10 protein-coding genes are annotated in these 13,359 nt (G+C 46.7%); all 10 read left to right on the top strand.

Annotated elements, in window-relative coordinates; all coding sequences use genetic code 11:
- Positions 1 to 6: 6 nt before the first annotated feature.
- The 10 genes from LPY66_RS10245 to LPY66_RS10290 all read left to right on the top strand — a co-directional run bounded on the left by LPY66_RS10245 (position 7) and on the right by LPY66_RS10290 (position 13,287).
- Positions 7 to 936: a 3-hydroxyacyl-CoA dehydrogenase family protein gene (locus LPY66_RS10245; protein WP_337987961.1), complete on the top strand. Its 930-nt coding sequence runs from the start codon at positions 7 to 9 to the stop codon at positions 934 to 936.
- A gap of 36 nt (positions 937 to 972) precedes the next feature.
- Positions 973 to 1,911, top strand: a complete 939-nt coding sequence (locus LPY66_RS10250) for a cyclase family protein (RefSeq protein WP_337987962.1) — start codon at positions 973 to 975, stop codon at positions 1,909 to 1,911.
- Between the two features lie 315 nt (positions 1,912 to 2,226).
- A complete protein-coding gene (locus LPY66_RS10255) occupies positions 2,227 to 3,051 on the top strand; it encodes a 3-keto-5-aminohexanoate cleavage protein (RefSeq protein ID WP_337987963.1) in 825 nt (274 codons plus the stop codon).
- A gap of 11 nt (positions 3,052 to 3,062) precedes the next feature.
- Positions 3,063 to 4,244, top strand: a complete 1,182-nt coding sequence (locus LPY66_RS10260) for an acetyl-CoA C-acetyltransferase (RefSeq protein ID WP_337987964.1) — start codon at positions 3,063 to 3,065, stop codon at positions 4,242 to 4,244.
- A 136-nt stretch (positions 4,245 to 4,380) separates the two neighbouring features.
- Entirely contained in the window at positions 4,381 to 7,350 is a 2,970-nt protein-coding gene (locus LPY66_RS10265; RefSeq protein WP_337987965.1) for a molybdopterin-dependent oxidoreductase, read from the top strand.
- Complete coding sequence (locus tag LPY66_RS10270; protein WP_337987966.1) at positions 7,347 to 8,192, top strand: 4Fe-4S dicluster domain-containing protein; 846 nt, start codon at positions 7,347 to 7,349, stop codon at positions 8,190 to 8,192. Before LPY66_RS10265 ends, LPY66_RS10270 begins: the two co-directional genes overlap by 4 nt.
- 255 nt (positions 8,193 to 8,447) lie before the next feature.
- Complete coding sequence (gene gap / locus LPY66_RS10275; RefSeq protein WP_337987967.1) at positions 8,448 to 9,461, top strand: type I glyceraldehyde-3-phosphate dehydrogenase; 1,014 nt, start codon at positions 8,448 to 8,450, stop codon at positions 9,459 to 9,461.
- 26 nt (positions 9,462 to 9,487) lie between these two features.
- Entirely contained in the window at positions 9,488 to 11,215 is a 1,728-nt protein-coding gene (pyk, locus tag LPY66_RS10280) for a pyruvate kinase (protein WP_337987968.1), read from the top strand.
- A gap of 25 nt (positions 11,216 to 11,240) precedes the next feature.
- Entirely contained in the window at positions 11,241 to 11,999 is a 759-nt protein-coding gene (locus tag LPY66_RS10285) for a DeoR/GlpR family DNA-binding transcription regulator (protein ID WP_337987969.1), read from the top strand.
- Between the two features lie 202 nt (positions 12,000 to 12,201).
- Entirely contained in the window at positions 12,202 to 13,287 is a 1,086-nt protein-coding gene (locus LPY66_RS10290) for a MinD/ParA family protein (RefSeq protein ID WP_337987970.1), read from the top strand.
- Positions 13,288 to 13,359 lie beyond the last annotated feature (72 nt).

Raw genomic sequence — 13,359 nt, forward strand, 5'->3', positions numbered from 1 at the left:
TTGATCATGAAAATCAGAAATGTCACCATCATTGGAGCCGGACTCATGGGAAATGGACTGGCACAGGTATTCGCCCAGGATGAAGATGCGCGTGTCATCATGCGGGATGTAATTAAAAAATCAGACCCCATGGCAGAAATAAGGGCCAATCTGAATCAACTCATCGAGAAGAAAGCCATGACGGAAGGCGCAGCAGGCAGTATTTTAAGCCGAGTCTCCTTTACCAATGATTTAGACGAGGCCGTAAAGGATGCGGACCTGATTGTTGAATGTATCCCGGAAATCATGGAACTGAAACAAAATTTGCTTCAAGAAATAGAACAACTGTGCAAAACGAACTGTATTTTGGCAACAAACACATCCGTGATGAGCATCACGGAGATTGCATCCAAATGCCAGGATAAAAGCCGGATCGTCGGTACCCATTTCTGGAACCCACCTTATCTCATTCCGCTTGTCGAAGTCGTTAAAGGTGACGAAACAAGCAATGAAACCATGGAGGCGGTTTACGATCACCTGAAAAAAATCGGAAAAAGGCCTGTTAAATGCATGAAGGATATTCCCGGTTTCATTGCCAACCGTCTGCAACACGCTGTATGGCGGGAAGCACTTTCCATGGTAGAACACGGTATCGCTGATGCGCAAACAGTTGATGAAGCACTTCGTTACGGACCAGGACTCCGATGGCCGGTCCTGGGGGTTCTTGAAAATGCCGATATGATCGGATTGGACCTGACCTTGAACATTCACAGCTATATCTTGAAATATCTCGAAGACGCGCATGAACCTTCAAAACTTTTACAGGAGCTTGTTGCAAAAGGTGACCTTGGTTTTAAGACAGGCCAAGGATATCAGAAATGGACAGCGGAGGAGATCGCTTCCTCCAATAGGCGTTTACGGGATTACCTGATCGAAGTTACCAAAGACTTAAAATAAAATTGTTAATGAAAATTAGGAAAGAGGAACAAGAAAATGGGAAAAAAAATATTTATTGACCTGACCCACCCCTTCAGTGCGGAAATACCTCGCTGGCCTTATTTCGACAAGCCGGTAATCGATAATGCGCACACCATGGCCAAAGGCGGCGTTCTGACGCAGAAGATCACCTGCACGATGCACACCGGTACGCATTGCGATGCTCCCCGTCACGTGATGGAGATAGAATTCGATGGCAGAAGAGCGCGTTATACGCATGAAATGCCTGTCGATGCCTACACGGGTGATGCTATTTGCCTTCCTATCGAGATCGAGCGCTGGGGGCTGATCGGTCCGAAACATCTTGAGGCTGCCTGTGAAAAAGTCGGTATAAAACCCAGTGAACTGGAAGGAATGGTTGTTGCCTTAAACACCGGTATGCATCGTAAGTTTGACGACTCCAAGGAGTACTATCATTACTCCTGCGGTACCGGCATCGACGCCGGCAAGTGGTTTGTGGATCACAAGGTGAAGTGCGTCGCTATGGATAGTCAGGCGCTGGATCATCCGCTTCACACCGCTATGGGCAACAACGGCGCGACCCGGATGAACCTCATGGGCGCTTCCGGCAAACCGATCACCGAAGAGTACATCGAAAAATTCGGTATTGAAGCATATGCCGAATTTGATAAAGAAACTTACATTAAAGTTCATGGGAAAGAAGCATACGACAAGAAATTCGGTGCACTGGAAGCAATTGGCTGCTGGGGTACCTGGGAGCCCTGTCATAAGTACTTGCTAGGTCACGGCATTGTCGGCGTTGAAAATCTTGGCGGCGATTTGGATAAGGTTTCCGGTAAGCGCTTCAGATTCTACTGCTTCCCGCTCCGCTGGTACCTGGGCGATGGCTCCATGGCTCGCTGTGTTGCTGAAATAGATGAAGATGATCTGAATAAAGTACCTGATAGAGTATACACCTACGGTGGGAATATATAAATATGGTTATTCTGTAATTGATTGTAAATCTGGTTTTTTGGTGAGATCATACAATCTCACCAAAAAACTTAAAAAACAACACAGAAAGGCATTGATAAATGAATGTTATGCCTTAAATTTACAGTGTTATTTTGAGTTTGTTGTTGTTAAACTTAATTGTCAATATTAAACTTAATTAATGTTACTAAATTCAATTAAATTTTGATGCAAATCACAACATATTCAAAAGAATCATTCGGAAAATTAGAAAACTAAAAAATAGAAAAAATTCGAAAGCCGTTTACGATAAATAATATATGTTTTGGGGGCGGAATAATGGAAAAAGTAATTTTAACCGTTGCAACAACAGGTGCTTGGCCAACCAAGAAAGATACACCGTATGTGCCCTTGCAGCCGGAAGAAATTGCCGAAGAGGTTTTTGCCTGTTACCAGGCAGGAGCATCAATGGCACACATTCATGTAAGGGACGATGAAGATAAAGCTTCCATGAGCTTCGAAAAGTTTGAAAAAACGGTGAAACTGATTCGGGAACGCTGCAATATCGTTCTCAATCTTACAACATCCGGGGGCCTGGGTTTAAGCGATGAAGAAAGAATGAAGCCGTTTATGGAATTAAAACCGGAAATGGCTTCCTACGATTGCGGCTCAATGAACTGGTCCCATTCTTCTGTTTTTATCAATAGTCCGAGCTTTTTGGAAAAGTTGGGAACAGCCATGAAAGAAAATGGCGTCAAGCCGGAAATTGAAGTTTTTGATGCGGGGATGGTCTATAATGCTTTGTACTATCTCCAAAAAGGAATACTTGATTCCCCTCCGCATTTTCAATTCGTTTTGGGTGCGCCGGGCGGAATGACAGCAACTGTCGAGAATCTGGTATTTTTGAAAAGCCTAATCCCCAAAGAGGCTACCTGGAGTGCGCTGGGAATAGGAAAAGGGCACCTGCCCATTCTCTATACAGCACTGGCCCTCGGCGGCAACATCCGCATTGGGATGGAAGACAATATCTTCTATGCGAAAGGTGTCCTGGCCAAATCCAATGTAGAGTTTGTGGAGAGATCCAAAAGGATTGCGGCTGAGATGGGCAAAGAAATTGCCACACCGGATGAAACAAGAAAAATCCTCGGATTATACACAAGATAGGAGGCAGTACGATGAAGCAAGCAGTCATAGTCAGTGCCGTTCGTACTCCAGTTGGTAATTTTAACGGTGCTTTGGGAGAGGTTCCGGCAGTCGAACTCGGAGCCCTCGTTTTACAGGAAGCCATCAAACGTTCCGGAATCAGCCCGAATCAGGTTGAAGAAGTGATTATAGGGAATGTCTTATCGGCAGGCCTGGGACAAAACCCTGCTCGTCAGGCAGCAATCAAAGCCGGTATCCCCAATGAAGTACCAGCTTGGACCGTGAATAAGGTTTGCGGATCAGGTTTAAAGGCGGTCGTTTGTGCGGCCCAGGCGATTATGGCCGGAGATGCAGAAATTGTCGTCGCCGGTGGTATGGAAAATATGTCTTCATCAGCGTATACTTTGCCTAAAGCACGTAATGGTTACCGGATGGGTAACGGGGTATTGGTCGATACCATGATCAAAGACGGTTTGAGTGATGCCTTTCATGATATCCATATGGGAATTACGGCAGAGAATGTTGCCGAACAATATCAGATTTCCCGCGATGAACAGGATTCTTTTGCAGCACAAAGTCAGAACCGTGCAGAAACTGCCATTCGTGAGGGGAAGTTTGAGGAAGAAATCGTCCCGGTGACAATCCCGCAGCGTAGAGGCGAACCGGTGGTTGTCCGTCAAGATGAGTTTCCGCGCTTTGGAACGACCAAAGATTCCTTAGCCAAGCTGCGTCCGGCTTTTAAACCGGATGGCAGTGTTACAGCAGGAAATGCCTCTGGTATCAATGACGGAGCAGCAGCAGTTGTTGTCATGTCCAAAGAAAAAGCAGAGGAACTTGGGATTCAGCCTTTGGCTACGATTGCTTCCTGGGCTTCCGCCGGTGTGGATCCGCTCGTCATGGGAACCGGACCGATCCCAGCCAGTAAGAAAGCATTGGAAAAAATCAGCCTGACGATTGAAGATATTGAACTGGTTGAGGCCAATGAAGCATTTGCTTCGCAGGCTATAAGTGTTGTGAAAGAATTAAACCTTGATCCGGCTTTGACCAATGTCAATGGTGGTGCTATTGCAGTCGGTCATCCGATCGGAGCGTCCGGGACCCGGATTCTGGTTACGTTGCTCCATGAAATGAAGCGCAGACAGGCCAAAAGTGGACTGGCCACACTTTGTATCGGGGGCGGACAGGGTATTGCCATGGTCGTTAAAAGAGATTAACTGTCAGTATTTAAAGAACTAGCAGAACGATTCCTAAATCTCATTAACATATAAATACAATAGATTTGCTCGGGTTGGTGTTCGATTTATGAATCATTCTACTAGTAAAAGTAGCTAAAGAAGGAGGAACAGTGCAATGGCATTAAAAGAAACGCAGTTTGGCGTCTTGCTTTTTGGTTTGGAGAAGCTACTGAACCTTACTGCCAAAAAGTATCCGGCATTTGCCAATCGGCTTAAAGAGAAAAACATGACCGTTCAGATTAAGCTGCGGGATAATTCGCAAGGAAGATACTACGTTTTCCGGGGTGGTCAAGTCACTTCAAAATCTGGAATTCATCCCAGTCCGGATGTCAGCATGGCTTTTGATAATGTTGCTTTAGCCAACCGGATGATGAAATTAAACCGTGATATGCTGGAATTTGTCAGTGCCACGAAAAGTTTCCAGATTGAACTTGAAGGATCGGACGAATTGAGCATCTGGTTTGCGGAAACGCTGGGTATGATGCTTACAGCGGGTCTGGATTATGGTGTGGATATGGGAAATGGCGTGAAAAGATATACAAATAATACGAACGGTGGTCCTGTCTTTGTTTATGTCAAGGACGGGAAAATCATTCGGATTACGCCCATTGAGTTTGATGATACAGATGCACAGCCCTGGACCATTAATGCCCGCGGTAAAAGCTTTACTCCGCCCAGAAAGGCAACGGTTACCCAGCATACGCTGGCCTGGAAGTCGATGATTTATTCCCCGGACAGGCTGCTCTATCCGATGAAACGGGTTGATTTTGACCCGAAAGGTGAAAGAAACCCGCAAAACCGCGGAATCTCCGGTTATGAACGGATCAGCTGGGATGAAGCGCTGGATATTGTAGCCGGGGAAATCAAACGAATGAAAAAAGAACATGGCCCCGGCGCGATCATGAACAGCAGCGGTTCTCACCATACCTGGGGCGCGCTCGGCTATTGGCTCAGCTGCCGGATCCGTTTTTTTAACACCATTGGCTGGACAAACGTCGACCATAATCCGGACAGCTGGGAAGGCTGGTTCTGGGGTGCTGCGCATCACTGGGGGCAAAGCGCCCGCAACGGTGGCGGCGAAACCTATAATACGCTGGAAGACTGCATGCAAAATTGTGAAATGATTGTCTTCTGGTCAAGTGATCCGGAAGCAACCAGCGGCGTCTATGGCGCCCATGAGGGAACAGTAAGGCGTCAATGGTTAAAAGAACTTGGAATTAAACTTGTGCATATTGATCCGTATTTCAACCATACGGCTGCCTTGTTCGGCGGCAAGTGGATCGCTCCTCGCCCCGGAACAGATAGTGCCATGATATTAGCCCTGGCCTATGTCTGGATTACGGAAGACCTCTACGATCAAGAATATGTAGCAAAGAGGACCGTTGGTTTTGACACCTGGAAAGATTATATTCTCGGCAAAGAGGATGGCATTCCCAAGACCCCGGAATGGCAGGAAGCTGAGACCGGCGTACCGGCGAAAGATATCCGGGCTTTAGCCAGGGAATGGGGAACGAAGAAGACTTATCTTGCTGCCGGAGGAATTATCGGTTTTGGCGGAGCTTGCCGTACCGCTACCGGTATTGACTGGGCCAGAGGCATGGTCTGTTTGATGGCGATGCAGGGACTCGGAAAACCGGGCATCAATATGGGTGGTATGCAACAGGGAACTCCTGTGGATACACGTTTTTTCTTTCCCGGTTATGCCGAAGGCGGCCTGTCGGGAGATTATATGGGAACAGCTGCCGGTGTCACGATGTACCAGAGAATGCCGAATACCCCGTCTATGAATACGGTTCAGCAGACGATACCGCGTTTGAAAATCCCTGATGCCATCATGAATGGGGAATGTGTCGGGTATCCAACCAACTCCAAAATTATTGAAGGGCAATTCTTCGAATATAAGTACCCGTCACCGGGTCATTCCAAAGTGAAAATGTATTATAAATATGGCGGCTCACATTTTGGCACCATGGTGGATACCAACCGCTATGTCCGAATGTACCGGACCGATGATTTGGAGTTTGTCGTCAACCAGTCCATCTGGTTCGAAGGGGAAGCGAAATTTGCGGATATCATCCTGCCGGCCTGCACAAACTTTGAACGTTGGGACATCGGGGAATTTGCCAATTGCGGCGGCTATATCCAGCATGCCTTTACCCAGTGCAACCATCGGGTTGCCGTTCTTCAGCATAAATGTATCGAACCGTTGGGTGAATCCAAGTCCGATTATCAAATCTTTGCGGAAATTTCCAAAAGGTTAGGGGTAGGGGCTCCGTTTACAGAAGGAAATACCGAACTCGATTGGTGCAAACGCTATTTTGAGGCAACGGATTTGCCCAAAGCAATATCCTGGAAAGAGTTTGCCAAAAAGGGCTATTATGTTGTGCCGGCGCTTTCGGAAGCCAAGCGGGATCCAGTTTCCTACCGCTGGTTTGCTGAGGGAAGACTGAAAGATACACCGGAACTGACTCCGCTGCCGGGGGATTATGCCGACGGCTGGAAAAACGGCCTGCAAACCCAAACCGGTAAAATTGAATTTGAATCCTCGAGCTTGAAGCGTTTTGATCCCAATGATCCTGAAAGACCCCCGATCATGAAATATATTCCCTCGTGGGAAGGACCGCATACCAAGGTATTATTCGACAAATACCCGCTTCAAATGATATCCCCGCATCCCCGCTATACGTTCCATACCCAAAGCGGCAGCAAAAACAGTGCAGTCAATGACATCAAAGATCACAGGGTATTAATCGACGGCTATTATTACTGGGTAGCCCGGATCAATCCCCTAGATGCCGCAGCGAGAGGGATTAAGGAAAATGACCTGGTGAAATTGTATAACGACAGGGGAGCCGTCATCTGTGCTGCGCAAATTACGGAGAGAATCAGACCCGGAACCGTTCATGCCTATGAATCATCAGCGCTCTACGAGCCGTTGGGCGAACCGGGGTATTCGGCCGATAAAGGCGGTTGCGTCAATCAGTTGACACCGAGCCGGATGATGATTCAAAAATCCCATGCCGGAGCATCGAACTCCTGTCTGATTGAGATCCGGAAGTGGCAAGGGGAGGTGAGCATCGGATGAAAAAGTGGCACTTGATCATCGATGTTGAAAAATGCGAAGATTGTAATAACTGTTTAATGGCTTGTAAGGACGAACATGTAGATAATGAATGGACCGGTTACAGTAAACCGCAGCCACAGCTTGGACAGCGCTGGATGAATGTCATGCGGGCGGAAAGAGGTCAGTACCCGTTGATTGATATGGCGTACAGACCGACACCATGCATGCATTGTGACGATGCTCCCTGTGTCAAGGCTGGCGAAGGTGCGGTAACCAAACGTCCGGACGGCATTGTTCTCATCGACCCGGCGAAAGCTAAGGGGAAAAAAGAACTGGTGAATAGCTGTCCGTATGAGGTGATCTCCTGGAACGAGGAAGCAGAGGTTGCCCAGAAATGCACCCTTTGTGCCCATTTGCTGGACCAGGGTTGGAAACTGCCCCGCTGTGTGCAGGTCTGTCCGACGGGTGCTTTGAGCGTGCAGTATCTGGAAGACGCTGACCTGGAACGGTTGGTCCAAAAAGATGAGCTTGAGAATTTGTACCCTGAGTACCAGACCCAACCAACCGTGTACTACAAAAACATGTACCGCTTCGACCGTTGCTTTATCGCCGGAAGTGTTGCAGTAAACAAGCATGGTATTGTTGACTGTCTGCAGGGTGTATCTGTAAAGATCTATCAAGACGAAAAAATGATTGCCGAAACGGTCACGGATGCCTTTGGGGATTTTAAAGTGGATAAATTGCTTCCCCAAAGCGGGAAATACGCGATTGAGGTTTTACCAAAGGGTTTTACTAAGAAAACAATTCATATTGATCTCGTCGATAGCGTCAATGTAGGAGAAATCATATTCTCCGAAAATTAAGTGTTTATTGCCATAACAGGCGTCATTATTGATGCCTGTTATTTGTATTTGTTACATTATTTTCTCACCCAAAAATAAATAAATATAAATACCTGCATTTTTAAGTATTTAATTGCAAGTTTTTAAAAGATCTGGGGAATCTATTGATAGTTGAGCATATGATAAAAATATGTTCGAATTAACATTTGAAGGCAGGAATATGTTCATTTACACAGAATAATAATGTTTAAATAAACATTTTGGAGGATGATTAACATGGCAGTTAAAGTAGCGATCAATGGATTTGGTCGAATCGGAAGACTTTGCTTACGGGCTTTTTTGGAATCGGAGGCACCTGATCTTGAAGTTGTCGCAGTTAACGACCTTGGCAGTGCGGATATGCTGGCTCACCTGCTGAAATATGACACCACGCATGGAATCCTGCCCTACGATGTTACCTTAGAAGACGGCATGATGAAAGTAAAAAACTGTACGATCAAACTGTTGGCTGAAAGAAATCCGGAAGCGTTACCGTGGAAGGAAATGGGGATCGATGTGGTGATCGAATCCACCGGCCGGTTTACAGATCGGGAAGGCGCATCCAAACATCTGACAGCCGGCGCAAAAAAAGTGGTTATTTCCGCACCGGCAAAAAATGAAGATATCACCATTGTTATGGGTGTTAATGACGACAAATATGATCCAGCTCAGCATAACATTATATCCAACGCATCCTGCACGACGAACTGTCTGGCCCCGGTTGCGAAGGTCATTATGAAAGAATTCGGCATAGAACAGGGCATGATGACCACAACACACTCCGTAACCAATGACCAGCGTATCCTTGATTTTGAACATTCCGATTGGCGCAGAGCGCGAGCAGCGTTCCAATCCATGATTCCGACGACCACCGGAGCAGCTAAAGCGGTAGCGCTTGTTCTTCCGGAACTGAAGGGCAAACTCAATGGTATGGCCGTACGTGTACCGACCCCGAACGTATCCCTGGTTGATTTTGTTGTCAACGTCAGCAAACCGACAACCAAGGAAGAAGTGAATGCCAAGCTGGAGGCAGCAGCCAATGGCGAGTTAAAAGGAATCATGGCTTACAATGAAATGCCGCTTGTTTCAAGCGACTATAACGGCAATAACAATAGTTCTATCGTCGACGGCCTGTCCACCATGGTCATCGGAGACAAGATGGTTAAAGTGCTGGCGTGGTATGATAATGAAACCGGTTACTCAACCCGGGTTATTGACTTGATCAAGATGATGGCTGCCCGCGGATTATAAAACTTTAGAAAAAGAGGCGGTACTCTATGCGAAGAACCAAGATCATTTGTACGATCGGCCCAGCCAGTGAACAACCGGATAAGATCAGACAGCTGATCAAGGCAGGAATGAATGTAGCCAGACTTAATTTTTCTCATGGAACCCATGAGGAGCATGGCCGAAGGATCGCGGCGCTTCGCGCGGCGGCGGATGATGTCGGTGTCAATCTAGGCATCCTTTTGGATACCAAGGGACCCGAGATTCGTACCGGTTTGGTTCCGGAACAGGGAGTACTGCTGGAAAACGGCAGCAAATTCATTTTAGACAGCGATAATACAATGGGCTCTTCCGCCAGAGTTTATATAACGCATGCGGCACTCTGGTCGGAAGTATCGCCTGGAAACCATATTTTGATCGATGATGGCTTGCTCGATCTTGAAGTGACGGCGGTTGCCGAAGGGAAAATCACAACCACTGTCTGCAACGGGGGAACCTTAAAATCGCAAAAAGGGGTCAATGTTCCCGGCGTTAAGGTCGATCTGCCCGCACTGACGGCAAAAGACATCGAAGACATTACCTTTGGGCTGCAAAGCGGTATTGATTTTATTGCAGCGTCATTTACGCAGAAAGCAGCGGATATTCTGGATGTCCGCCGCATCGTTGAAAACGCGGAGTCCGATGTCAGAATCATTGCCAAGATTGAAAGTCATGAAGGCATTGCTAATATTGACAGTATCTTGGAAGTTGTCGATGGCATCATGGTCGCGCGGGGTGATCTTGGGGTGGAAATCCCGGTGGAAGAGGTTCCGCTGTATCAAAAGGAGATCATTGCCAAGTGCAATGCGCTGGGAAAAATCGTCATTGTTGCGACACAGATGCTCGATTCGATGATCCGGCAGCCCCGCCCAACCCGGGCTGAAGCCAGCGATGTCGCCAATGCGATCCTGGACGGAACCGATGCCATCATGCTTTCCGGAGAAACAGCTGCCGGTGCCTTTCCGGTGGAAGCAGTGCAAACCATGGATAAGATTGCCCGGAAAGCAGAAGGGATCTATTTCAAAACCAGTGTACCATTGAAAAAAGGACGGAACATCGTGGAAGCCATCGGTCACGCCAGCACGGCAATTGCCGCCGATCTCAATGCGGCCTCGATTATCACCCCAACCCAGTCGGGAAGAACCGCCCGTATGATTTCCCGGCACCGTCCGCAGACATTGATCATTGCCACAACCCCTTATCCGGAAGTCGCCAGGAGTCTGAGTTTAAGTTGGGGTGTGCATACCATTCTTGTCTCGGAAAGCGCGGGAACGGACCAGCTGCTTTCCGTAGCGGTAACGAAATCACTGGATGAGGGTTTGGTTCAAACCGGTGATATTGTTGTGCTTACTGCGGGTGTTCCTGTGGGGAAGGTTGGAGCCACCAATCTGATCAAAGTGCAGGTAGTTGGCAGCGTTATGGCCAGAGGCACAGGAATCGGTCGTAAATCGTATTCGGGCAAAGCACGTAAAACAACAGTCCCGGAGGAATTTTCCAAAGGGGATATCCTGATTGCGACTATCACCGATACGGATACGCTGCCGGTCATCGCCAAAGCCGGTGCAATCGTCGTCGAGCGCGGTGGATTGACGTCACATGCGGCGATCGTTGCCTTGCAATATGGAATTCCAGCGGTGGTAGGCGCTCAAAACGCAACTGAAAAAATACCGGAGGGTACAATCATTACCGTCGATGCGCTCTCCGGAGTTGTCTATGAAGGTGCAGTTTCTATTCTTTAATAATCAGGCATCGGGAGGTGGAGGAGTGACAGCAGGCAGGCAGGAGAAAATCCGATTTTTACTGCAAAAACACGGACATTTGACTGTTGCAGAATTAGCGGAAGAATTCAATGTATCGGAAATGACGATCCGCAGGGATTTAAAAGAACTTGCTTTAATGGGTTTGATTCAACGCGAGCACGGCAAGGCAATATATCCCCAAAATCCAGAAATCAAGAATACATATTTTACAACGCGTCTGGGTGAAGCCCAAGAAGAGAAGCTGCGGATAGCCAAAATAGCCGCCAGCCTCATCAATGAAGGGGAATCGGTTATTTTGGATTCAGGGACGACGACCTTGGCCATCGCCCTGGAACTGAATAAAAAAAGCACGGTTGTGACTAATTCATTGGCAGTAGCCGAAGTGCTCGCTATGCGTGATGATATATCCACCGTTTTGACCGGCGGGGAAGTACAGAAAGCCACATACTCCCTGTTAGGCCCAATGACCAGAGAAAATTTGAACGGATTTTATGCCGATAAGCTTTTTTTGTCTGCTACCGGAGTCAGCGCAGAGAAAGGACTCTCCACATCGAGTATGATCGAATCCGAAGTCAAGCAAGCGATGATCGCTTCGGCGAGGGAAGTTATACTCGTCGCGCATGGTTCCAAAATCGGTCAGATCTTTTATCACATCTTTGCCAAATGGGATAAAGTGAATAAATTTATAACCGACAATAGTGCCGCTCCGGAACAAATCAAAAAACTGGAACAGCTTGGCATCGAGGTTATTATCGCATCCTGATGGATTAAATAGTTTTTTTTAACAATTTACCCTTTATATAATAACTATCATAGCAAAAGACGTGACATTTTTTGTGAAGATGGTATAAATACTTACGATATGTGAATTATTCTGTAAGTATTTTTTTGTTAGGATGAAAAAGGAACTTGTCTTTCTTTGTAGAAAATTATATATTGCATTGCGGTATCCGGGGAGGAAATAAATGAACGAGCCACAATTTGTTGAAGGTCAGAAACTGAATTTTACCACGAACTCCGAACTTTACCATGATATCTATACCACTGAAATTAAGAAAGTGTACCCCGACCGACTTGAATTATTGATTACGCTGCACAAAGGGTATCTTTTATTAATCCCGATCGGTACTGTCATTCGCTGGCTGTTGCCGGACTCCAAAACGGTCATAACCTCAGAAGTGATCTCACGCCAGCCGGCCCAGCAAAGTTGGTGCGTCACCATACCCACCGTTCAAAAACTAAAGAAGAGATCTCGGGTGATTGCCATTGGCAGTGGCAAAGGGGGTGTTGGCAAGACCTCCTTGGCGATTAATCTGGGGATGGCGTTGAGCTCTCTGGGCAAACGCGTCATCATTTTGGATGCAGATATAGGTATGGCCAATGTCGAGCTGCTGCTCAAACTCAATAACCCGTTAAACCTGACCCACGTTCTTAAAGGAGAATGTACATTAAAGGATATCCTGACCCCAGGACCGGGGGGCATCAAGGTTCTTCCGGGGTCAAGCGGTATTTCTTCCTTGACAAATCTTAGTCCTATACAGTTTAACCGGATTATCTCCGGTTTTGCGGATCTTGAAAGCGAGTGCGATATTTTCCTTATCGATACGGGTGCGGGAATATCGGAAGTCGTGCTTAAATTTTTGGAAGCTGCCGATGATTTGCTCCTGATCACAACCACAGAGCCCCATGCCATGATGGATACCTATGGCTTGACCAAAGCGTTGGCTTATCGAAATCCAAATATATCACCGTATCTGATTATCAATCGATGTGAAAATGAAGCAGAAGCAATAAAATCCTTTGATACGTTTAAAAAGGCATCTGCTAAGTATCTCAAACTGCAACCCGACATGATCGGCTGGATTTATGACGATAAAAAAGTCACAAAATCTTTAAAGAGTCAAAACCCACTCTTTTTGTCTCAGCCCAACTCGGAATATGCCGTTGAGGTACTGAACATCGCCAAGTGTCTGCTCGGCAAAAAAGTGAGAAATGAACGATCCAGCGGTATCTTATCATTTATTAAGAAAGTTAAGAGGAATTTTGGATAATCAAATAGATTTGTCATAACACTGTTTGATTACAGGACATTTTTAATATTATTTTATTTTACGTTATTTAAA

Source organism: Dehalobacter sp. DCM (assembly GCF_024972775.1).
In the GTDB taxonomy this organism is placed as follows: Bacteria; Bacillota; Desulfitobacteriia; order Desulfitobacteriales; family Syntrophobotulaceae; genus Dehalobacter.

Bases quoted from the DNA above. Each gene is read 5' to 3' on its own strand.
- LPY66_RS10250 (WP_337987962.1), top strand. From the start codon at position 973: ATGGGAAAAAAAATATTTATTGACCTGACCCACCCCTTCAGTGCGGAA.
- LPY66_RS10245 (WP_337987961.1), top strand. From the start codon at position 7: ATGAAAATCAGAAATGTCACCATCATTGGAGCCGGACTCATGGGAAAT.
- LPY66_RS10270 (WP_337987966.1), top strand. From the start codon at position 7,347: ATGAAAAAGTGGCACTTGATCATCGATGTTGAAAAATGCGAAGATTGT.
- gap (WP_337987967.1), top strand. From the start codon at position 8,448: ATGGCAGTTAAAGTAGCGATCAATGGATTTGGTCGAATCGGAAGACTT.
- pyk (WP_337987968.1), top strand. From the start codon at position 9,488: ATGCGAAGAACCAAGATCATTTGTACGATCGGCCCAGCCAGTGAACAA.
- LPY66_RS10290 (WP_337987970.1), top strand. From the start codon at position 12,202: ATGAACGAGCCACAATTTGTTGAAGGTCAGAAACTGAATTTTACCACG.
- LPY66_RS10260 (WP_337987964.1), top strand. From the start codon at position 3,063: ATGAAGCAAGCAGTCATAGTCAGTGCCGTTCGTACTCCAGTTGGTAAT.
- LPY66_RS10255 (WP_337987963.1), top strand. From the start codon at position 2,227: ATGGAAAAAGTAATTTTAACCGTTGCAACAACAGGTGCTTGGCCAACC.
- LPY66_RS10265 (WP_337987965.1), top strand. From the start codon at position 4,381: ATGGCATTAAAAGAAACGCAGTTTGGCGTCTTGCTTTTTGGTTTGGAG.